Origin of the sequence: Nostoc sp. DedQUE05, from assembly GCF_034530955.1 — a bacterium.
GTDB lineage: Bacteria > Cyanobacteriota > Cyanobacteriia > Cyanobacteriales > Nostocaceae > Nostoc.
Genome location: NZ_JAVRCB010000012.1, coordinates 1 through 23,221 on the forward strand (window position 1 = coordinate 1; position 23,221 = coordinate 23,221).

Annotated in this window: 18 protein-coding genes; 15 read left to right on the forward strand and 3 right to left on the reverse strand. The window is 42.6% G+C overall.

Annotation, left to right across the window (positions count from 1 at the left end; all coding sequences use genetic code 11):
* The 4 genes from RMZ42_RS10710 to RMZ42_RS10725 form a co-directional block, all read left to right on the forward strand.
* The coding region (locus RMZ42_RS10710; protein ID WP_322671410.1) for a COR domain-containing protein at positions 1–2,498 on the forward strand (2,498 nt) is incomplete at its 5' end.
* Between the two features lie 429 nt (positions 2,499–2,927).
* Positions 2,928–3,740, forward strand: a complete 813-nt coding sequence (rppA, locus tag RMZ42_RS10715; RefSeq protein ID WP_322671411.1) for a two-component system response regulator RppA — start codon at positions 2,928–2,930, stop codon at positions 3,738–3,740.
* 113 nt (positions 3,741–3,853) lie between these two features.
* A complete protein-coding gene (rppB, locus tag RMZ42_RS10720) occupies positions 3,854–5,209 on the forward strand; it encodes a two-component system sensor histidine kinase RppB (RefSeq protein WP_322671412.1) in 1,356 nt (451 codons plus the stop codon).
* 249 nt (positions 5,210–5,458) lie between these two features.
* The gene (locus RMZ42_RS10725; protein WP_322671413.1) at positions 5,459–6,436 is read left to right on the forward strand and encodes an aromatic ring-hydroxylating dioxygenase subunit alpha; all 978 of its coding nucleotides are present in this window, start codon (positions 5,459–5,461) and stop codon (positions 6,434–6,436) included.
* Positions 6,437–6,631: 195 nt separating this feature from the next.
* Here the strand turns inward: RMZ42_RS10725 and RMZ42_RS10730 are convergent, their stop codons facing one another.
* Positions 6,632–7,384, reverse strand: coding sequence for a TspO/MBR family protein (locus RMZ42_RS10730; protein ID WP_322671414.1), 753 nt, complete (start codon positions 7,382–7,384; stop codon positions 6,632–6,634).
* 156 nt (positions 7,385–7,540) lie between these two features.
* Here RMZ42_RS10730 and RMZ42_RS10735 point away from each other — a divergent pair, with 156 nt between their 5' ends.
* The 9 genes from RMZ42_RS10735 to RMZ42_RS10775 all read left to right on the forward strand — a co-directional run bounded on the left by RMZ42_RS10735 (position 7,541) and on the right by RMZ42_RS10775 (position 18,230).
* On the forward strand, positions 7,541–8,158 hold the full coding sequence (locus RMZ42_RS10735; protein ID WP_322671415.1) for a hypothetical protein: 618 nt from the start codon (positions 7,541–7,543) through the stop codon (positions 8,156–8,158).
* Positions 8,159–8,845: 687 nt separating this feature from the next.
* Positions 8,846–9,136 (forward strand): Nif11-like leader peptide family RiPP precursor, encoded by a 291-nt coding sequence (locus RMZ42_RS10740; protein ID WP_322671416.1) that lies wholly within the window; start codon positions 8,846–8,848, stop codon positions 9,134–9,136.
* A 411-nt stretch (positions 9,137–9,547) separates the two neighbouring features.
* Positions 9,548–12,856 carry a type 2 lanthipeptide synthetase LanM family protein gene (locus tag RMZ42_RS10745; RefSeq protein ID WP_322671417.1) on the forward strand — a complete coding sequence of 1,103 codons (3,309 nt, stop codon included), beginning with the start codon at positions 9,548–9,550 and terminating at the stop codon, positions 12,854–12,856.
* A gap of 202 nt (positions 12,857–13,058) precedes the next feature.
* Positions 13,059–13,310: a hypothetical protein gene (locus tag RMZ42_RS10750; RefSeq protein WP_322671418.1), complete on the forward strand. Its 252-nt coding sequence runs from the start codon at positions 13,059–13,061 to the stop codon at positions 13,308–13,310.
* Entirely contained in the window at positions 13,307–13,729 is a 423-nt protein-coding gene (locus tag RMZ42_RS10755; RefSeq protein WP_322671419.1) for a type II toxin-antitoxin system VapC family toxin, read from the forward strand. The genes RMZ42_RS10750 and RMZ42_RS10755 overlap by 4 nt, the downstream gene beginning before the upstream one ends.
* Before the next feature lie 78 nt (positions 13,730–13,807).
* A complete protein-coding gene (locus RMZ42_RS10760) occupies positions 13,808–13,978 on the forward strand; it encodes a hypothetical protein (protein WP_322671420.1) in 171 nt (56 codons plus the stop codon).
* A 108-nt stretch (positions 13,979–14,086) separates the two neighbouring features.
* Positions 14,087–15,526, forward strand: a complete 1,440-nt coding sequence (locus tag RMZ42_RS10765; protein ID WP_322671421.1) for an NHLP bacteriocin system secretion protein — start codon at positions 14,087–14,089, stop codon at positions 15,524–15,526.
* 156 nt (positions 15,527–15,682) lie between these two features.
* Positions 15,683–15,988, forward strand: a complete 306-nt coding sequence (locus RMZ42_RS10770) for a hypothetical protein (RefSeq protein WP_322671422.1) — start codon at positions 15,683–15,685, stop codon at positions 15,986–15,988.
* A complete protein-coding gene (locus RMZ42_RS10775; RefSeq protein ID WP_322671423.1) occupies positions 15,954–18,230 on the forward strand; it encodes an NHLP family bacteriocin export ABC transporter peptidase/permease/ATPase subunit in 2,277 nt (758 codons plus the stop codon). Before RMZ42_RS10770 ends, RMZ42_RS10775 begins: the two co-directional genes overlap by 35 nt.
* A 238-nt stretch (positions 18,231–18,468) precedes the next feature.
* On the opposite strand, the gene RMZ42_RS10780 is transcribed toward RMZ42_RS10775, so the two are convergent.
* Positions 18,469–18,663: a hypothetical protein gene (locus RMZ42_RS10780; RefSeq protein ID WP_322671424.1), complete on the reverse strand. Its 195-nt coding sequence runs from the start codon at positions 18,661–18,663 to the stop codon at positions 18,469–18,471.
* A gap of 347 nt (positions 18,664–19,010) precedes the next feature.
* Between RMZ42_RS10780 and RMZ42_RS10785 the strand changes: the two genes are divergently transcribed.
* Together RMZ42_RS10785 and RMZ42_RS10790 are read left to right on the forward strand one after the other, a co-directional pair.
* On the forward strand, positions 19,011–21,887 hold the full coding sequence (locus tag RMZ42_RS10785) for an NHLP bacteriocin export ABC transporter permease/ATPase subunit (RefSeq protein WP_322671425.1): 2,877 nt from the start codon (positions 19,011–19,013) through the stop codon (positions 21,885–21,887).
* A 78-nt stretch (positions 21,888–21,965) separates the two neighbouring features.
* Positions 21,966–22,286, forward strand: coding sequence for a hypothetical protein (locus RMZ42_RS10790; protein WP_322671426.1), 321 nt, complete (start codon positions 21,966–21,968; stop codon positions 22,284–22,286).
* A gap of 79 nt (positions 22,287–22,365) precedes the next feature.
* On the opposite strand, the gene RMZ42_RS10795 is transcribed toward RMZ42_RS10790, so the two are convergent.
* The gene (locus RMZ42_RS10795; RefSeq protein WP_322671427.1) at positions 22,366–23,043 is read right to left on the reverse strand and encodes a class I SAM-dependent methyltransferase; all 678 of its coding nucleotides are present in this window, start codon (positions 23,041–23,043) and stop codon (positions 22,366–22,368) included.
* Between the last annotated feature and the right edge of the window lie 178 nt (positions 23,044–23,221).

A 23,221-nucleotide genomic window follows, 5' to 3' on the forward strand; every position in this document is an offset into this window, starting at 1 on the left:
TAACCCAGATTCCAGAGGCGATCGCGAATTTAATCAATCTGACAAACCTTGACCTTGATGGCAACCAAATAACCCAGATTCCAGAGGCGATCGCGAATTTAATCAATCTGACAAACCTTGACCTCCGTTCCAACCAAATAACCCAGATTCCAGAAGCGATCGCTAAATTAACCAATCTGAGGGAGCTTATCCTCAATTCCAACCAAATAACCCAGATTCCAGAAGCGATCGCTAAATTAACCAATCTGACGCAGCTTGACCTCAGTTACAACCAAATAACCCAGATTCCAGAAGCGATCGCGAATTTAACCAATCTGACGCAGCTTGACCTCAGTTACAACCAAATAACCCAGATTCCAGAAGCGATCGCGAATTTAACCAATCTGACGCAGCTTATCCTCAATTCCAACCAAATAACCCAGATTCCAGAGGCGATCGAAAGTTTGTCGAAATTGGAAATACTAGATTTAGGAAGAAATCCGCTTCCTATTTCACCAGAGATTTTAGGATCTTATTATGGTGTTAATTCAATTAAAAACATTTTCAATTACTTGCGATTACTCCGTAGCGGTGAAGTGCGTCCACTCAACGAAGCCAAACTCTTACTCATCGGACAAGGCAGTGTTGGCAAAACATCCCTCATTAAGCGACTAATCCGCAATGAATATGATAAAAATCAACCCCGAACCGACGGACTCAATGTAGAAACTTGGAACGTGCAGGTCAATAGCAAAGACATCCGCCTCAATGTTTGGGACTTTGGCGGACAGGAAATTTATCATGCCACCCATCAGTTTTTTCTGACTAAGCGCAGCCTCTATCTCCTCGTTTGTAATTGTCGCACCAGCGAAGAAGAAAACCGCATCGAATATTGGCTGAAACTAATCGAAAGCTTCGGCGGAGAGTCCCCCGTGATTATCGTTGGCAACAAAAAAGACGAACAACCCCTCGACATCAACCGCAAAGCATTACGCGAAAAATATCCTAACATCCAAGCGATTATCGAAACCTCTTGCCAAGACAATATCGGCATTGATGAACTTCGCACCGCAATTTTGCAGCAAATCGCCAACCTCAAAGAAGTCTACGACCTTTTACCCCTGACATGGTTTGAGGTTAAACAACAACTCGAATCCATGACTGAAGACTTCATCAGCTACAACCGCTACATCGGCATCTGCCACCAAAAAGAGATTCCCGAAGAACAAAACCAAGAGCAACTCATCGACTTGCTGCATCGACTCGGCTTAGTTCTCAACTTCCGCGATCATCCCATCCTCAAAGATACCAACGTCCTCAAACCCAACTGGGTGACAGAAGGCATTTACACGCTCTTGAGCGATGAAAACCTCAAAACTAAAACCAAAGGCATTTTCACCCCCGCCGATCTCACCTGCATCCTCAATCCAGAGCGATATCCCACCAAGCGTCACGGCTATCTAATCGGGCTGATGAAGGAATTTGAGCTTTGCTTTGCACTAGAATGTCAGCCACCACAATTTCTGATTCCGGGACTTTTGCCTAAAGACCAACCAGACGAAACAGAACTCCACGGCGAAACCCTGGAATTTCAATACCATTACAAAGTTCTCCCCGAAAGCATCATTTCCCGCTTCATGGTCATCACCCACGAAAAAATCTATAAGCAAATCTATTGGCGCAGTGGTGTAATGCTGCAATATCAAGAAAACAACGAAATCTACAACATTGCTCGGATCAAAGCCGATCCCGAAGACAAAAAAATCTTCATCACCATTAGCGGACATAAAGAAACACGCCGCTTATTTCTTGGCATTCTCCGCGATGTCTTCCAAAAAATCCACAAAAGTCTTCCCAATCTCGAAATCACCGAATGGGTTCCCGTCCCCAACCATCCCAACCACCCGCCTCTCGACTACCAAGAACTCCTCGGACTTGAATCAATGGGTGTTCTTGAATATCCAATCGGTAAACTCAAAATAAACATCAATATCCGTCAACTACTAGATGGCTATGAATCACGAGAATCGCGTCAGAAAATACAAAAAGGCGATCCAGAAAGCGATCGCTCTCCAATTGTCAACATTTACAATAGCAATCACCAAGGAGATTTTAAACCCATGACAGAAAACACAAACAACCTTCAAGGCGCAAACATCGCCAACTTTGCCAACCAAGTTAAAGACAACGCCACTCAGCAAGCCTCTAACTTCAACCAAACAAGCGGCGCAAACATCAGCGAAATTCTGCAACTGATCGGCAACCTGCGCCAAACTGCCGCCCAATTCCCAGCAGATATCCGCGACGACATCATCATTGATATTGATGATGTAGAAGCAGAAATTCAAAAGCCAGAAAAAGAACGCAATGTACCCAAACTCAAAAAGCGTTTAGTCGCTTTACTAACTGCTGCTACTCTAGTCGCTGGCGCGATCGCAAGTATGACAGATTTTACAAACAATGTTATGGAAATAGGGAACAAATTAAATATCGAACTACCGCTTCCCTCTGGTAAATAGACTTTTCTAACTCCAGAGGCGATGCAACCTATTCTAGATTAATAATGATGGCATACAGCATTTTGCATTTAAATAAAGTACATCCTTTACCCCACCCTAACCCTCCCCTTGTAAAGGGGCTACGGTGTACACACAAGTCACCAGTTTTATCCCAATACGCTTGGGATAAGCCAGAAACCTCTCATGTAGAGACGCGATTTATCGCGTCTAAAAAACTGACACGTTAGAGAGACGCGATAAATCGCCGTCTCTACAAAGAATGGACTCGTCAATTATGCCAATACAGACTACTATTTCCGACTTGTGTGTACACCGGGAACCAGATTTTTCTTGTTTCCCCCCTTTACAAGGGGGGATTAAGGGGGGTAATAATGTAATTAAAATTACAGCCAACTATTTTTCAAACAACCTCTTAGCAATGGGTTGACTATGCGGCTTATATTAGTTGAGGATGAAGCAGATTTAGGTGCAGCCATCAAACAAGTCCTGAGCCATGAGGCATATATAGTTGACTGGTTTCTAGATGGTAATCAGGCATGGCAATATCTAGAAACTGGCTGGACTGAGTATACCCTGGCGATTTTTGATTGGATGCTGCCTGGAGTATCGGGGATAGAATTGTGTAAATGGTTGCGCGATCGCCAATTAACTCTACCGATATTAATGCTAACAGCTAAAGACCGGATGGAAGAAAAAATTATTGGTCTAGATAGCGGTGCGGATGATTATTTAGTTAAACCGTTTGATATGGCAGAACTGTTGGCAAGATTGCGAGCATTACAACGGCGAGCCTCTTACGTCGGAGCAACGCTGACACCTCAAGTCCAACCCCGACGCTTACAAGTAGGTTGTCTGACGCTCAATTACAGCACTCATCAAGTTATTCGTGAGTATGTTCACGGAGAAAAGCAAGTGTTTTCACTAACTACCAAGGAATTTCAATTATTGGAATATTTCATCAGGCATCCTAACCAAATTATCAGCCGCGACCAAATTATCAATCAACTTTGGGAAATTGGTGCAGAACCAGTTAGCAATGTCGTAGCAGCACAAATTCGCTTATTGAGACGCAAATTAGGAGAAGAAGACAGCGAATCTTTAATTGAAACTATTTATGGTGTGGGCTATCGCCTAAATATTAAACCTCTTGCAGAAATCTTTGAATCACCCCACCCCAACCCTCCCCTTGTAAAGGGGAGGGAGCAAGATTTCTTATTTCCCCCCTTTATAAGGGGGGACTAAGGGGGGTAAATCCAGGGTTTGTGTGTACACCGTAGCCAATATATCGGGGGATCTATTCATGCTGCTGATTTTTGCTAACTTGACAGCAATACTTTCAGCAAGGGTTTAAAAATATGGAACGCAATCCCATTTTCCATCAAACTCGGTTGCGGCTTGCGGCTTGGTATACCCTTGTCATGGGCGGTATTTTAGGACTATCTAGTTTGGGAGTTTATAGTGTGGTTGCCCATACCTACTATGAAACCATAGACCAGGGATTGCAATCAGTCGCAAACGCACTCCAAAAAAGTATTGAACCGGCTTGGCAACAACCCGGACAATTACAACGCCTTGCTAAAGAATTTTCTTTAGAATTATGTGTGGCTCAGACTAATTGTTTGCCTAAAACAACATCCATTAAAAAATCGATCGCAGAAGCAGCAAATCCAGTTAATTACTATATCCGTTTATTGGATCGCTCAGGAAAACTTTTTGCCAGTGGAGGTATGGAATTTGACAAGTTACCGATTGCCTCAACATTACATAATTGGCAGATATTAACAGATTACTCTGGCACTCGATACCGCGAAATCACTTTACCTTTGTATACTCAAAACCAGGTTTCGGGTTATCTACAAGTAGCGCGTAGCATCACTGATTTAGACCAACATCTTACTTATTTAAGATTAACTTTGGTATTGGGATTGCCAATTTCCATGATTTTCGTTGGTTTGTCTAGTTGGTGGTTGGCAGGAAGGGCAATGCAACCTGTATATCTTTCTTACCAACAAATGCAACAATTTACTGCTGATGCTGCCCATGAGTTTCGCACACCTTTAGCAGCAATGTATTCTACTATTGAAGCTGCTATCAAGTTACAGCAAGAACCAAAAGGCAATGGTGGAATTTTAGATGTACTCAAACGCCAAAATCGGCGCTTATCACAATTAGTTGGAGATTTGCTGTTATTAACGAAGATAGATCAAAAACAACTAACAGGAGAATATCAGCCTTGCTGTTTGAATGATATCATTAGCGATTTAATTGAGGAATTAGCATTTTTGGCCGTAGAGACTCAGGTCAATCTCTCTAAGCAGGTGCAAGTCTCAGAAAAATTGTATGTGATGGGAAATGAAGATCAGCTTTATCGTTTAATTTCTAACTTAATTGTCAATGCAATTCAAGCGACATCTAGCGGTGGAAAAGTCACAGTTTTTTGGGAAAAAAGCGAGCTTTACGCCATAATTAAAGTTCAAGATACAGGAATTGGTATTGCCCCAGAACATCAACAGCGAATTTTCGATCGCTTCTACCGAGTAGATCGCGATGCCTACGGCGGGCTGCGCCTACGCTCTCGCACCTCTGGCGGTTCGGGATTGGGATTAGCCATAGCGATCGCGATCGCCCAAGCACACAAAGGTAATATTCACGTTCAAAGTCAACCTGGGCTAGGTAGTACATTTACCGTTCGACTTCCTCTTTCACCGTGATTTCTGGAAAGAAATGTTGCTATTTGCAAATCTGCAATTGCAAGGTGCGATCGCCTCAGTTTTTCCGAGCTAATTCTTGGTTGGCATATCTTTTAGGACTTACGCATTAACTTTAATTTCCCGCCGCTTTGAGTTTTTGCATACATAGAGATCGCACCTTTATCTGTTAACAAATCCTAAAAGTGCTTTGATAGTTTTTCCACAGGATGATTAAGATATAGGTATTTGACCTGACGGGTGTCGATACTCATGGTGCAAGACCAGATTTTGCTGAATGATTGGCATGTAATAGCGCGATCGCAAGACCTCCAACCTGGAACAGTTCTGCACAAGCGCTTATTAGGCGAAAATCTAGTGCTTTGGCATAATGGTGACAAAGTTTTAGCTTGGCAAGACCTTTGCCCTCATCGTGGCGCTCGTCTTTCTCTAGGATATGTTAACAAAGAGACTCTTGTTTGTCCTTACCACGGTTTAGCCTTTAATAGCGAGGGAAAATGTGTACTAGTTCCGGCTAATCCCGAACAATCGCCCCCTGCTCAAGCTTGTGTTAAAACTTACCAAATTCAAGAGCGTTACGATCTGCTCTGGGTTTGTTTAGGGACACCAAAACAAGATATAGCTCCGTTTTCTGAGTGGTACGATCCGGTCTATCAGAAGATTTTCTGTGGCCCTTATTACTATCACTCTAGCCCTTTGCGGGTACTGGAAAATTTCATCGATCCGGCACACTTCCCAATTTTGCATTCGGGATTATTTGCTCACGCCAGTCGTCCTGAGTTGACGCACTATGAATTAGAGTCTCTTCCAGATGGGATTAGTTTCAAATGTGGTTTGTGGGAACTAGATTTTAATTCCGGTAATCCTCTGTCAGCACCACTGATTTTTAACACTTACGATTACCGCATTTTCCGTCCGCTAGTGGCATACTTTAAACTTGGCCCTGGAGATCGTCGTTTAAATATCTTCTATACAATTACGCCAGTTGATGAAGATGAATGCGTGGCGCAATATTGGTTAATGGTAAACAGTGTCCGCGAATTAAAAGTGGAAGTGTATCTAGATATTCAAAATCAAGTTGCTAGTCAAGATATCGCCATTGTCGAGTCCCAGCAACCCCGACGCTTACCTTTAGATTTGCAAGCAGAAGTACATTTATCGAGCGATCGCTATTCCATAGCATACCGAAAGTGGCTCAAACAACAGGGTGTTACTTTCGGCACTATTTAGAACTTGGCGATGCTTGTCATTTGTATGATTAAGAAAAAATATTTAGATAAAATTTGTTTATAAACTAACTTACTAAAAGAGTTTAAAAAACGGGAGATTGTTAATTAATCTACCGTTTTTTATGTATGTTGAATGCGGTAATCAAAAGTCAAGTAATATTTTTGCTATCTTTCATCCAAGGTTAATTTTGCAGATTTATCGATCCACAAGTGTTAGTTTTAAAGGATACAATGGCTCAGAGCCATTTAATTGCCAAATTCTAAATACCAAGACAGCAGCTACAGTTAACCACACACAAGAAAATGATAAAGTCATTCCTGCTATAGGATTAGTTTGCCAATAAATTGCTGTCACCACTACCGCAGATAACCAAGGGCCTAAAATAACTACAGGTACAGCAGCACCTAATCTCCGTTCGACAGTAAAAATCGTATTCCAAGTATCCCCTAAAGCCAGATGTACCACAAACAAAATTAAAGGCAATACTAAAAACTGGTGATTCATTTGCTGCCAAATCAATACAGAAGAAATTACCCGCAAAACAGCAATTATCATCCAAACTATGGGAAATGCTAAAGGTGGAGGCGACCATCTTGGTCTGATTACCTGGTCATAGGTCTGACGAGAACGGGTATTATCTAAAAGAGAAAAAATTCGAGAACGGATACTTAATAGTGCAAAAAATAATCCAGTCAATAAAGTGCTAACCCAACTGGGAAAAGAAGAATTATCAATGAACATTACTACTTTTTCCATTCCCAACAACACGAGAATCATAACTAATATTTGTAGGATAGTCCCTAGTGTATAAACTAAAACTGCCTTGATATCTAGTTCTTGTGTAGTAGCTATTGATGTGTTTAGAGACTGTGGTTTATTCCCAGGTTTTACCCCCATTACTGTATTCACAAACTGTTCAACTATTCCACTATTCTTGGATTTATTCATAATTAAGGAATGGCGCGTAGTTGGTAATTAGTAGTAATCAGTCATTATATGATATTCTAATAGTTAAAAATAATTTGGTTAGGCTCTTTTAATATCAGAGTTTATAAGTTCCGAATTCAATGTACAGTTTTTCGTAAGTGGTGTTGAGGAAAAAGCGTGGAATTTCAGAAGTTCTTGTATATTTTTACTCTAGTAAATATTGCTACGTTTGCTCTGAGTGTACCTGTATTTGCTCAAATCACACAGGCTCCCTTTAATTCTGCACAGTCAAGTTGTCGTGCAACTAAAGTAAGTACTCCAGTTTTCAAAGAACCTTCAACATCATCCCATGCTATCAGAATATTGTCGGCAAAAACAAAGATTACTTTAGCATATATACCAGTTAGTGGAGATAGATTTGTCAGAATTAAAGCTCCGACTTCAGGGTTTATTCAAACTGCTGTACTAAAATTTTGTCAGCCGAATAACAACGCTCAAAATATATCGAGTAAACCTACTATTGGCAGTGTATGTCGGCAAATTGTACGACAGGAAACTATACGTCGCCAACCAAGTACAAGAGAACCTTTTATTACAACACTTTCGCCAAATACAGTTGTGTATGTAAACTTGGTTACAGGTAATATAGTTAAGTCATACAAATCTGAAAATTATATTTGGGTAGAAATCGACCTTTCCAGAAGTTTCCCTGGAGAATTATCTGGTAATGGTTGGATAGTCAATACTGACTTAGTGAATACTCCTGGATTAAGCAGTCTGGCTTATTGTAGTTAGTAGCTTATTTATAAGTACTCGCACTAAATTCGCGATCGCCCTTTTTGTCAATGGCGGTTTCTGCCATGTTGCTGTCCACAAGCCAGTGGGCAAGCAGGCCTGATTCATTCCATTTCAAACAGGATTTGTCAAGATGGTTAGCAAGAAAATTGTAAGTAAGCGTGACGAAAAGATGAACATTTAAGCACTGAAATATCAGTAAAATAGTTGGTTTCATTGGTACGCCAGTAACAAAATAACTAATTTTTAATCGCTATAACCCTTATTTTTAAAGCTCTTTGGGGAATGAATCAGCCTTGCTCTGGGGATAAGGGGCAGGGGTAAAGGGACTCATGTTTTTTACCCCTTACCATGAGTCCCTTTACCCTTTACCCAACCTCCACAAGCGCATTTTTGGGTTGCCAGACTACTAGAGCAAGGGATGCATTCATTGACTCCAAACGGGAGGATCTACAGTAAAACTCTAGACAATCAATTGTAAAGCAGAAATACATCGCGCATTTCGATGGATATCGATGTCATTCCCGAATTAATCTGTGCTGAAAAATTTTTCTGCAATCGTAACTATTTCCCCTAGTTCTCCCCTATTTCTTTCTAAATTCAAATCAGAAAAGCAGAGAACACCGCCCCAAACAAGCGCGCAATCTCTGCCGTATAAATAAGTCAATAAAAATGGAGAACAAACCTATGCTACACCAAATTAAAGAATTGCTGCAAAACGTACAATTACAACAGCAAGTAAAAGCAGCAGCTAACCAAGCAGAAGCTATCAAAGTGATAGCGATCGCGAGTGCAGAAAAAGGTTATAACTTCACAGTTGAAACCATTTCTCAAATGTTGGCAGAACTAACATTTGTGGATTCCAACGAACTGAGTGAAGAAGAATTACTTAGTGTTAGTGGTGGAATGATGGCTGATAGTGCAGCCAAGCTATGTCATACAGCTAGCTGTGGTGGCGGACACGCAGGCTGCTGCTAAAAACGGTAGCTTCTGTTTCTCTTTGGCATTGTAACCACCACAGGTCAGGTTGTTTTTCTAAAAGAGCTTTTTAGATCCAACATCTCCAATATTTTAATTTGGATAACTTCCATACTTGATACTGAGGTTCAACGCAGAAAGAGATGCTGCATAACAGATTCCCTCTTTGCTTTTTTAATCAAGGGAAAGAGGGAATTTCATTAGATTTCTTGCAGAAATCAAAAAAAGAACCCCACCCCGTCTTTAACTTACGTCAAAGTCTTCCCTGCTTGCGTGCGAGGAGGGGCTGGGGGTGGAGTGTTAGGAAACTTTTGCAAGAGGTCTATTGTTTTCATATTTCTAATTAATAAATTTGAAACTAATTTTTTGTCTTTTTAACGATTAATACTTCCCACTATGAGAAATCCAGCTATGGTTCAACAAGTTGTTTGCTTATCCCCACAGAAAACATCAGACGAATTAAGGGCGATCGCAACCAATGCTAGCTTTATCTGGGAACGGCTTGATGAAAGCAGATTTGCAATTAATGGCGATCGAGTCAACGAACAAGAAATTAACCGTCGGCGCGATCGCTGGTGCGAAGTTGCAGCAGAAGGTAAATTGGATACGTTACACAAACGCTTACAGTGGGAAGGGCTAAACCTCGATACTGTTAGTTCCAGATTGGGAACTATCGAGTTGCTTGGCGATCGACCTTTGCCTGAGTGGGCAGAAACCTTGCAGCAAATCATCCAAACCGCAACAGGATTCAATTCTGCAACCGAAGTATTTCTACCAATCGATTCACAAAATCCGATCGCCTTTGAAGATATCCTTTTGCCTGCTATTTTGGTAGCCAGACAGCAATTACTAACTCGCTGCGGCAGTCAATTCATCCAAGATTGTCTTCCCTTATCGATTCTTTCCCACGATGCTTACAGTTCTTTAGAACGTGGTCTACTGCTACGATTAGCAGGACTTTGCACTAAGACATTAGATTTTGAATTTTCTCAGGTGCGTCCCTTTGGTCAAAGTTTGCTCGGTTTGCTGGGGTTGGAGACAGAAAGCAATAACACTCACTACACCAAGTTCGTTAATCAACTCCTAGAAGATGGATTGTTGACGTTCTTCCAGAAGTATCCAGTTCTCGGTCGGTTAGTGGCAACAGCAGTCAATTTTTGGGTTGAGTTCACTGCTGAATTTCTCGAACGTTTAGTTGCAGATAGGACAGATATTCAACGAACTTTTGATGAAAGAATTGCCCCATTTTCTCAAAACAAAGTTACCGAAATTCAAACATCCATTTCCGATCCACACAAACGCGGACGAACAGTGATTTTGCTCACCTTTGAGTCTGGACTTAAACTTGTTTATAAACCCAAAGATTTAGGACTAGAGGTTGTCTTTAATCAATTTTTGGATTGGTGCAATCAACACAGCAATCTTTTAGATTTTAAAATAATTCAAGTACTTGAGCGCAATGGTTACGGTTGGGTAAAACATGTTGAACAGTTGCCTTGTGTGGATGAAGCAGCTGCGAAACGATTTTATCAGCGTTCTGGGATGTTGTTGTGTGTGCTTTACGCCCTCAGAGCCACAGATTGCCATTACGAAAACTTAATTGCCAGTGGCGAACATCTGGTGCTGATTGACATGGAAACGCTGCTGCACCACGAACCGAATCTCATTGAAGACTCACCCCTTACCCAAGATTTAGAAACAACCGCCACACAACAATTTTGGGATTCCGTACTCCGCACCGGACTTTTACCGCGTTGGGACTTTAGTGGCGATCGCAGTGTCGCTTATGATATTAGCGGGCTAGGCAGCACAGATCCCCGACTATCTCGCCGGAAAGTGCCGCGTTGGCAGAACATTAATACAGATAATATGCATCTGTCCTCTGAGTCTGTAACCTTGCCGATGGGGAAAAATGTGCCGTTCTTGGGTGAAGTTGTTCTATCTCCAAACGATTATCAGCAGCAAATCACCACTGGGTTTGAGCAGATGTATCGCTTTTTAATGGCGCACAAAGATTTCTTACTTTCACGCCAAAGTTTGCTATCTGCTATGCAAAATCAGCAGGTGCGCTTCATTTTCCGCAACACCCGCATCTACGGCATCATCCTCCAAAAAGCTTTAGCACCCGATTACCTCAAACACGGTGTAGATTACAGCATTCAACTCGATGTTCTCAGTCGTGCTTTTCTAGTTGCTCAAAATAGACCGAACGCCTTCCCTGTTTTGAGCGCAGAACTTCGAGCGATGGAACAATTGGATATTCCCTTCTTCACGGCTAGCGCCGTGGTTGATGAACTGAGTTTAAACGGTTCTTCTTCCATTCCCAACTACTTCAAGCAATCCAGTTATCAAGACCTGCTCAACCAGTTACAATCTCTAGATGAAACCGACTTAGCTCGACAAGTAGCGATTATTCAAGGCTCCTTCGATGCCAAGATTGCAACCACCTTCAGCCGCCAAGGTGGGCAATGGCAAGGCGAATCGTTACCGTTGCTGAATTCAGAACAATTGATTGCCGAAGCCAAAGAAACCGCCACTCAACTGGAAACTAGAGCCATTTCTGACCCTGATGGCAGCGTTAACTGGATTGGCTTAGACTTTGTGCCTCGCGCCGAACGATATCAACTGCAAGTATTAAACAATTCTCTTTGTGACGGACGCTCTGGAGTTGCTTTGTTTTTAGCTGCACTGAGTCAAGTAACTGGTGATTCTCGTTACCGCGATCTAGCATTTAGAACAGTGCAATCTCTGCGTCGCCAAATCCACACCATCGATCCCGAAACTTGGGAACGCATGGCTCGTTTCATGGGCGTTGGGGGTGCAACAGGTTTAGGATCGATGATCTATAGCCTGGTGAAAATTAGTCAATTCCTCAACGATGCAACGCTGTTGCAAGACGCTCAAGTATTAGCCGATTTGATGACACCAGAACTAATTGCTGCTGACGAACACTTGGATATTATGAGCGGAGCAGCTGGGGCAATTTTAGGTTTATTGTCGCTGCATCAAGCCACAGGAGAAGCAACCGTTTTAGAAAAAGCGATCGCCTGTGGACAACATTTACTCAAGCATCAAGTTAGCCACAATGGTTCGCCCAAAGCTTGGCATACTTATTGGGACAAGCCCTTAACTGGCTTCTCTCATGGAGCCGCAGGCATCTCCTACGCCTTGCTCAGACTTTATGCCGCCACCTCAGAGGGCAAGTACTTAGAAGCAGGTTTAGCAGGAATCGAGTATGAGCGTAGCGTCTTTTGCCAGTCCACCGCCAACTGGCCCGACTTCCGCAGAATGGGACAACCGGGACAACCTGACTTTGCAAATAAGTGGTGTCATGGTGCAGCCGGGATTGGTTTGGGACGCTTAGGCAGTTTGAGAATCGTGGAAACGTCGGAAATTCAACAAGAAATTGAAATTGCTCTCCAAACTACTCAGAATTTTGGCTTACAAGCGATCGATCACTTGTGCTGTGGCAATTTCGGTCGCGCGGAAGTGCTGTTAGTCGGTGCAAAAATCTGTTCCCGTCCTGATTGGCATCAAATTGCTCACCAGAATGCAACAAATGTTGTGGCTAGAGCCAAGCGAACTGGAGCTTATCAACTGTTCCCCAACTTACCCAATTCTGTATTTAATCCTGGCTTTTTACCTGGTATATCTGGAATTGGTTATCAATTGCTGCGTTTGGCTAACAATGACTTGCCTTCAATATTGTTATGGGATTGAGCTTGTTGCTCATACCCAAAAACAGCTTTTGACCACACCCTATTAGTTTACGCTAATAGGGTCAGAACTAGCCCTCTCAAGCTGTTGGCTAGTGATAAAAGCCCAAAAGCTAGTCATCTCAAAATTTTAACGTTCTGCTGGTTTCTGTGTGACTAAGGCAGTTAGATTTAGACTTGAAGTGATGGGACTGGAGGAAAAACTAGTGACGAGAGCAATTGGTCTAGAGCAAATTATTGCCCAAAAGGTTCTTACCTTATCAAAGGAACAACAGCAGCAAGTACTTGACTTTGTAGAATTTCTGCAATTGAAATCACCAACAGTGGAGTTTAAGCACCATGATGGCACGCCAATGTCTGCTTTAGAAGCAGCAGGAGACTTAGTTGGCTGCGTGGATTCTGGCCCTGGGGATCTCTCGACAAACAAGGAGTACCTTAAAAGACCATTAGCAGAATGAAGCAAGCGGTACTGCTAGATACAGGCCCATTAGTAGCTTTAGTCAATCGGAGAGAGCAGTTTCATAAATGGGTGACAAATCAGTTCGGACAGATTGAACCACCTTTGTTAACTTGTGAAGCAGTAGTTACGGAGGCTTGTTTTCTCTTACAGAATGTTTACGGAGGAGAAGCAGCAGTAATTTATTTTGTACAAAAGGGTATCATCCATCTTCCGTTTCGGCTCTCTAAAGAAGCTGCTGCTGTTGACGAGTTGATGCAACGTTATCAGTCAGTTCCAATGTCGTTAGCGGATGCCTGTTTGGTGAGGATGGCAGAACTGGCAACTGAAAACGAATTGCTCACATTTGATAGTGATTTTAGGATTTATCGAAAAAATCGTAATCAATTAATTTCTGTGATTATGCCAAAAGAACAATAGTTTGGTCTTCATAGAAAATTCGATGGACTTTTACAACTTCAACTTTTAGAGTGTTGCTTAGAAGGAGCGTCTTCAAATATGTTGCAATATGATATACAAAACCTTAGCTGTGAGAATTTAACAGGGAAATTAGTAAGTTTCTATGGAAATGTAGGTATTGATGTAGTTACCCAATATCCAAATCAGGAAATGACATTTACTCAGGGGAATGTCTACGATCAACTAATTTGGAAAGTCTGTGGTAAATAATTAGAAGATCGCCTCCCCTATTTCTCCCCTAGTTCTCCCCGATCGCACTTTAATCTTAAAAGTCTAGAAGACTTGAAGCTCTGGGCGCTCTCAGAAACGAGGAGAATAATGCAACTAAAACACAGCCACATATATCGCCAAGAAGCCTTAGAGCGTTTATCTTCACCAGAACAACTGGATCGAGCAATACAAGTTGTCAAACCTCAAGCTTGGTTGACTTTATCTACTTTGAGTTTTGTGGTTGCTGTAGCTGGCGTTTGGAGTGTGTTCGGCAGAATTCCCCTGACTGTCACAGGTCAAGGTATCTTGATTAAACCGCACCATGTTGTGGAATTTCAAGCGCCCAGTTCTGGCCCGTTACTAACTCTGAAGGTAAAGGCGGGAGATATTATTAGACAAGGTGATGTGCTGGGTATTATCGACCAATCGGCGCTAAAGCAGCAACTACAGCAAGAACAAGTAAAGTTGCAACAACTGCAAACCCAGAATCAAGAAACTGACAGGCTACAAAAGCTGCTGATTGAACAACAAATTATCACCCTTGGGCAGCAAAAACTGGATTTAGAAAATAATCTGCGCCGAGAGCAAGATGCACCCAAGTTACGCGATCAAACTCAAAGAGCGATCGCTCAAAAACGTCAAAGCATTAATTCCCGCAAACAACAAATTAATTACTTACTCAAAACTCTCAAAGGACGCGTTGATAACCGTCGTCAGCTTTTTGAGCAGCATGTCATCAGCCAAGATATGTTGGTGCAAGCTGAACAGGAATATTTTAACACTCAAAGCGAATTGTCAGATATTGACGTGCAACTCAAGGATCTGGAAATCCAAGAAACTACTACGCAACGAGAATATCTGGAAAATCTTAATAAAATTGACGAAATTAAAACCAAAATTAAAGATATTAATACTCAAAATACTAAACTACGCGAACAAGATTTAAAGCAATCAATTGATAAAAGCAATAAAATTCGGGAAGTAAAGCAGCAAATTGCCCAATTAGAACTGCAATTATCTCAAGAAAGTAGAATTATTAGCAAATATAATGGTCACATTCTCGAACTGAGTGCTGTCCCCGGACAAATGATAAATCTGGGTAGTCGCTTGGGGTCAATAGAGGCTGAACAGCCAAATTCAAAACTTATGAGTCTTGTTTACTTTGCGAATAAAGATGGTAAGCAAATCAAGCCTGGGATGCCTGTACAAGTGACTCCCAGCTTTGCCAAACGCGAGCGCGACGGTGGCATTGTCGGAACCGTTGCAGATATTTCTTCATTTCCGGTAACTACACAAGATATTACAGCGATCGTTGGTAACAAAGAAATTGCCGCCAGTCTTGCAGGTAAAGGTGAAGGCAAGGTGCAAGCTTTTGTCCAACTTCAAGAAAACCCTACATCAGTAAGTGGCTACAAATGGTCATCTTCTGATGGCCCAGCCTTAAAAATATCTTCTGGCACAACTACATCAGTTCAAGTAAAAGTTGGAGAAAAAGCACCGATTTCTTATATTATTCCTATGCTGCGCTCTTGGACTGGGATTTATTAATTTACGCCGTGTGCAACTTTCTTTCAGACCTAACCCCCAACCCCTTCCCTACAAGGGAAGGGGAGCAAGAGTCAAAGCCTCTCTCCCTGTGGGGGAGAGGTTTGGAGAGGGGTTCTAAGGATAAGTTGCACATCACATTAATTTGGGCATGGGGCATTGGGCATTGGGTACATTGGACATAAGGAGTTAAAACTTGAAGGTTCACCCTCAGAGGCTCAACTTCCACCCTCAGAAGCTCAACTTCCACCCTCAGAAGCTCAACTTCCACCTTCAGAAGCTCAACTTCCACCTTCAGAAGCTCAACTTCCACCCTCAGAGGCTCAACTTCCACCCTCAGAGGCTCAACTTCCACCCTCAGAAGCTCAACTTCCACCTTCAGAAGCTCAACTTCCACCCTCAGAAGCTCAACTTTCAAGTTCTAATACCAATGCCCAATGCCCAATCCCCAATTCCAAAATTTAAACCAAATCGTGTCCGCACTTCTACACTTTTGCAAATGGAAGCGGTCGAATGTGGTGCGGCTGCTTTGGGAATAATTCTGAGCTATTACGGGCGGATTGTGCCACTGGCTAAACTGCGTGAAGAATGCGGTGTTTCGCGGGATGGGAGTAAAGCTTTTAATATCATCAAAGCTGCTAAAAACTATGGACTCAATGCTAAAGGTTTAAAACTGTCTCTGGAAAACGTAAAAACTACCCGTCTTCCCTACATTGCCTTTTGGAATTTTAACCATTTTCTCGTAGTAGAAGGATATAGCAAAAAACGCGTCTACCTCAACGATCCTGCCAATGGTCGCAGAACAGTAAGTTGGGAAGAGTTCGATCGCGCATACACGGGTGTTGTGCTGACAATGGAACCAGGAGCGGATTTTCAGAAGGGAGGCAAAAAAAATCACATTCTCTCAGCCTTAAGTAGCCGCTTACAAAACTCACGAGTTACTATCTTATTTTGCTTGCTAGCTGGGTTATTGCTAACACTGCCTCGGTTAGCTGTGCCAGCCTTTTCTCAGGTATTTATCGATGAAATTTTAATCCAAGATCGGCAAGATTGGTTACGACCTTTGCTGTTAGGAATGCTCTTAACTACTTTATTACGGGCATTCCTTGCTAGACTGCGGCTTACCTACCTGCGAAGATTGATGGTTAAGTTATCAGTCAGCACATCAGGACACTTTCTCTGGCATATCCTGCGATTGCCCATTGGGTTTTATGACCAACGGTTTGCTGGGGAAATTAGTAGCCGGGTGCAACTGAATGACCGGGTGGCAGAAGTACTTTCAGGGTCTTTGGCAACTACAGTAATTGATGCGGTGATGATGGTATTTTACTTGCTGATTATGATTCAGTATGACCAATTGCTGAGTGCGATCGCAGTTGGTTTTGCTTTAATCAACATTCTCGCCCTCTTATTTTTATCGCAAACTCGTGTAGATACAAATATGCGCCTAGCTCAGGAATATGGCAAAGTGGGCGGAGTAACGATTAGCGGCATCCAAACCATAGAAACCATCAAAGCTTCGGGGCTGGAGTCAGATTTATTTGCTCGGTTTGCGGGTTATTACGCTAAAGCACTCAACGCTCAACAACAATTAGGCTTACAAACTCAAATTCTCACCACATTACCCACAATTTTGACTGCCCTAACTACAGCTTCTATTTTGCTGGTTGGTGGTTTACAAGTAATGAATGGCAATCTCAGTATTGGGATGCTGGTTGCCTACCAAAGTTTAACACTGAGTTTCTTAGAGCCAGTCAATAGCCTCGTTAACTTCGGCAGTACACTCCAAACTTTAGAAGCTGATTTAAACCGCCTTGATGATGTATTGCAAAACCCCGTTGATTTGGAAGTCGAGTCAGGCAAGGGAGCAGCACTTCGGCTACGCTCAGTGACCGAGGAGCAAAGGAGCAGAGGGGAACTTATTGCAAGTCTTCCCCATGCCCAATGCCCAATGCCCAATGCCCCATGCCCAATGTGGCAATTACAGGGTAATGTTGAGTTACGGAATGTCACTTTTGGGTACAGTCGTGTGGAATCTCCGTTGATTGAGAATTTGAGCTTGATTGTCAAGCCAGGGCAAAGAATAGCGCTTGTGGGGGGGAGTGGTTCTGGTAAATCGACAGTTGCTAAATTAATTTGCGGGCTTTATCAACCTTGGGATGGGGAAATCTGCTTTGATGGTGTAGAGCGATCGCAAATTAAACGCTCTGTCCTTGCTAACTGGTTGGCAATGGTTGAACAGGATATCTTTTTATTTGCGGGGACTGTGCGAGAAAATATCACTCTTTGGGATTCAACTATACCAGAAGCCGATTTGGTGCAGGCTTGCCAAGATGCAGCGATTCATGATGCGATCGCATCTATGCCTGGAAAATATGACTTTGAGTTGATTGAAGGCGGTATGAATATTAGTGGTGGACAACGCCAGCGTTTAGAAATTGCCCGTGCTTTGGTGAGAAATCCCACAATCTTAGTACTGGATGAAGCAACCAGCGCCTTAGATGCAGAAACCGAGTTGATTATTAACCGTAACTTGCAACAGCGTGGTTGTTCGTGTATTGTAGTAGCCCACCGCCTCAGCACAATTCGCGATTGCCATGAAATTATTGTGCTAGAGCAAGGTAAAATCGTCCAGCGTGGCACTCATGAGGAATTATGGCAGCAAGGCGGAACTTATGTTCGCCTACTTCACGCAGCAGAAGCATAATGGACTTCTTGGCATTGTAGGGAAAAGGGGAAGGTGGGGCCCCCTCTGGGGATAAGGGGCGGGGGTAAAGGGTAAAGGTATGGAATTTTCTCTTACCCTTTAACCTTTAACCTTTGCCCAACATCAAGGCAAAAGTTACTTTTGCAAGATGTCTAATAATCAGGTATTCAATCCACCATTGTTGAGTTGCTAATGATTGCCGAGGCAGTTAAACCTTGACTCATCGTCAAAATCAGCTTTACTCTCGATCAATTTTTTCGATATCATCAGGTGTACCAGTGGCAGAAATTTTTGATGTGCCAGATTTACCTGCACCTGAGTTGCCACCAGAAGCGCCAGCACCGCCTGAGTGTTTAGCATCGGTGTTGCCTTGTTCTTCTTGAAGCTGTTCAAGGCGGTTTTTTTCTTGAGCTTTATCTTTTTGGTCAGCCATATCTTATTTACATTTTTCGCTATGCGATCGCCTTTAACTCTATCATTTTCCTTATTCAAGCGACATCAAAGGCAAATCTTCTTCAGCAATTATAAATTTACGTGAGTCTCTCACGGAGGCACACGTTAAATTACTCAATTTTTCCATCCAAGACGATTATCAGATTTTTCTTGCCCTGCTTTCCCTGCTGATTGAGCAATTAATTATTTTTTATTTGGAAGTCCCTGAGGCTGATGTTCTCTAAAGTAATATCATCATCACAAAAAATCTGTGTTACATTCAGCCGGGATACAATAGTTTTTCTTATATCTTTTTCCAATCGTTGAACTCACATCGATTTACCTTAAGTGAATCCTCTTTCCAAACCATACTCCTTTCAGGCAAACGAACCATTACTGTTGAACGATCCAGAAACATTCTGGATATTGCAGTCTGGAACATTAGCAGTGTTTGCAACTAGAGTTAAAAACAGTTTACCAAAGGAGCATCGCCGCTATCTGTTTCATGTCAACGCTGGTGAAGTCTTGTTACCGGAAGTAATCGCACAAAGCCAATGGAATTTTGTAGCGATCGCAATTGAATCCACCCAATTATGCCAGATGTCAATGGTTGATTTGGTTAAGGAAATCGCGGCGGCTGACTCTCAATCCATAGAATTTTTAGAAGGTTGGGTAAATCATTTAGGACAATCTCTTAGCGCCCAGCAGACAGTTTTAACTACGCCATTAAACCTTGTGCAGACATTAGGGCAGGATTTTTCATTATCGCCTGGTGAAACGCTACAGGGAAGACAACAAACACTTTTATGGGTGAAGTTGCAGCAAGGCAATACTCACTGGATGGGAGTTGAGGAATTAACGTTGAATTCTACCTCACCAGCGTTTCCACTCACCAATGGTATGTGGCTGGAGGCAGAAGATGCGGTTATTGGGCAGATGTTGCCAACGGCAGATGTAGAAAATTCTGAGGAACTTCTGGCAGGTTTAGCCAGTTTGCATACTTATTTCTTTCACTACTTCAGTTTGCTGGCAAACAAAGAAACAGAAGCAGAATTTCGGCAGTTTCAGGAACGCGAACAATTTAATCAGCAAGTAATAGAGGGGGCACTCTCTGATTTAGCAACAGTATTGCAGCCACAGCAGGAGGCGGTTTTTTCTCAGGAAGGGCCGCCCTTATTGGTAGCATTTGGGGCAGTTGGGCGATCGCTGGGAATAGAGATTCGTCCACCAGTAGAGGATTTGAATTCTATTAAAGACCCTGTAGCCGCGATCGCACAAGCATCACAAATTCGTATCCGCCGGATAACTTTAGCAGATGGCTGGTGGCGTCAAGACCAAGGAGCAATGTTAGCTTATACTCAGTTGGAACGCCCAGTGGCGTTGTTACCTACAGATAATCGGGATTATGTCATCTTTGACCCCGTAGCGCGAACTCGCACACCTGTAAATGAATCAATAGCAAAAACACTGTCACCATTAACCTACGTTCTGTATCGACCGTTACCCCAAGTTGCGCTCAAAGCCATTGATTTACTGCGGTTTGGGGTTAAGGGTTATGAAAAAGACATCGCCAGTATTTTAGTGGTAGGGCTACTAGGCACAATATTGGGCATGGTTGCACCGCAAGCAACAGCAATTTTAATCAATCATGCCATTCCAGATAGCGATCGCGCAATGCTTTGGCAGATCGGATTGGTCATGTTTGCAGTCGCCTTTGGACAGTTAGCTTTTCAAATTGCCCAAAGCATTATTACCCTACGAGTGGAAAGCGCCACTGATAGCATATTACAGCCAGCCATTTGGGATCGCCTGCTGAGATTAAGTCCTAGCTTTTTTCGCCAGTATACTTCTGGAGATTTGGTCAATCGCGTTATGGCGGTGAGAGAAATTCATCAAAAACTTAGCGGTGCTACCCAAAGAACGTTGTTGAGTGGAGTTTTTGCTTTATTCAACTTGGTGCTGATGTTCATTTACAGTTGGCAACTAGCACTTGTGGGCGTGGGTTTAGCAATATTTGCCACTGTGGTTACGACTGTTGCAAGTTTCCTCTTGGTGAAGAAATCGCAAAAAGAGCAAGAACTCAATGGCGCAATTCAGGGACTCACCGTCCAACTAATCAACGGTGTTGCCAAGCTGCGAGTGACAATGGCAGAAGAACGTGCATTTGCCGCTTGGGCAAAAAAGTACAGCCAGCAGATCCGACTGAAGGCGAGTTGGCAAGAGATTAAAGATGGTATTTCTATATTTAACGAAGCACTCCCTTTGGTAAGTTCTATACTGCTGTTTGGGTTTGCCATGCTGTTAATGCAGACACGCCTAACACTGGGTACATTCGTTGCTTTTAACTATGCTTTGACGATTTTTATCAAAGGAGTAATTGACCTGAGCAATACTGTATCGGAAATTTGGAGTATTGTACCAATTTGGGAACGAGCAAAACCGATTTGGCGATCGCAGCCTGAATATGACTCAACCAAGGTTAATCCTGGTCAATTAAGCGGTCGCATTGCCCTAAATCGTGTCAGCTTTCGTTACTCGGAGAATGGCAGCTTAATTCTCAATGATGTCAGCCTCCATGCCGAACCAGGAGAATTTGTTGCGATCGTTGGGTCTTCTGGAAGTGGAAAATCAACGATATTGCGGTTGTTATTGGGATTTGAAACTCCATTGACAGGTAGCATCTATTATGATGGCAAAGACTTAGCAGAGATGGAACTCCAGGCTGTGCGAAGACAGTTAGGAGTGGTACTACAAAATGGTAAAATCGGCACAGGATCGATTTTTGATAGCATCACCGGCGGTGCTTTAGTTTCTCTAGAAGAAGCTTGGTCAGCGGCACAAATGGCAGGCTTTGCTAATGATATCAAGCAAATGCCAATGGGGATGCATACGATCGTCGCTGAGGGTGGTAGTAATCTTTCTGGTGGACAACGGCAAAGATTATTGATTGCGCGATCGCTTGTTTCCAAGCCTAAAATTATCTTAATGGATGAGGCGACCAGCGCCCTAGACAACCGCACCCAGGCAATTGTAACTGAAAGTTTAGCTAAGTTAAATGCTACCAGAGTGGTAATTGCCCATCGCCTCAGCACAATTCGTAATGCCGATCGCATCTATGTTATCGACGCTGGTCATGTCGTGCAGGTAGGTAATTTTTCGGAATTGATCGCCCAAACAGGGTTATTTGCCAAACTGGTAGCCCAACAGTTAGAAGGGGAGCTTTAGTTTTGCTTTAGCATGAAATTAGTAACTGTGATGGTTAGGGTGGGGTAAAACTAAAGCTAAAACCTTAGTAAATCAGGTTTGGGGGGAGGTTTTGAGAATTTATGCAATAAATATATTGAATTCGGGCGATCGTTGATTGAATTCGGGCGATCGTTGATTGAATTCGGGCGAGCGTTTGTTGAATTCGGGCGATCGTTGATTGAATTCGGGCGATCGTTTGTTGAATTCGGGCGATCGTTTGTTGAATTCGGGCGGTCGTTGATTGAATTCGGGCGGTCGTTGATTGAATTCGGGCGAGCGTTTCTTGAATTCAAGCAGTGGTTAGGGTGGGGTAAAACCCAGATTATTGAACAACTTCAGACTTGTGTGTACATCGTAGCCTTTATAAGGGAGGATTAAGGAGGGTAATAATGTGATTAAAATCACAGCATACTAATTTTCAAACATCCTCTAATATCAAGTCCGGTTAATTAATACTTTACTCCCGTTCAAAGACAAAAATAATGGAAATCGGTTTATTTGTTTTGGGATCGGATGGCTCATATAAATTTAGCAATCGGTAATTCAAAGCATGGAATTCGTTAATCCATGATTCCAGGGTTCGGAAATACCAAGGAGTAGGGTAGAATGGTCGATCTGCATTTGGTTGCCATGAAGTTTCGCGCCACCCATTAGAGTATGGAGAGTCACCGCAAGCAATTATCGGATGAAGTGTTTGAATGATTATTTTGCCTTTGTCCTCTAACAGGCTATGACCTGCCTTAGCGATCTCATCAAGAGCGCATTCGCCTAGAATTGAAAAGTTGCAGATCAAGCAAGAGAAAGAGTTAATGGTGCTAAATCTTTGTGATGCAAGATCCGAGTACGAACAGACAACAAAGCGAGAATCACCACTATCCTTTGCTGTCTCAATGAGATCAGCGCAAAAATCAACACCCCAGCCATCAATTCCTAAAGAAAAAAGCTGTCGAGATAACCATCCCTCACCGCATCCAATATCTAAGAATGTTCTTGGATTAAGTTGGGTTATCGCTTTAACTATAGCGGCATCTGTGGCGATCGCACGGCTTTCAATTTGTTTATTACGAATTGCTTGTGTCCATAATTTAGCATTCATTTGCCATGAGTCAAGGATTCGTTTTTCATTCTCGTCCATAAACACCGCTCAAATAGCACGAACAATCTTCTCCTTTAAAACATAAGCGATAATGCAGCCAGATGCAGGATTTCCACTATTTCCGAGAATCGCAATTTTAACTCATATATACACCGGAGTACAGCAATTCTTTAGGTTCTATCGATTAGCGATACTCAGTTCGTGAAGCCCTAAAACT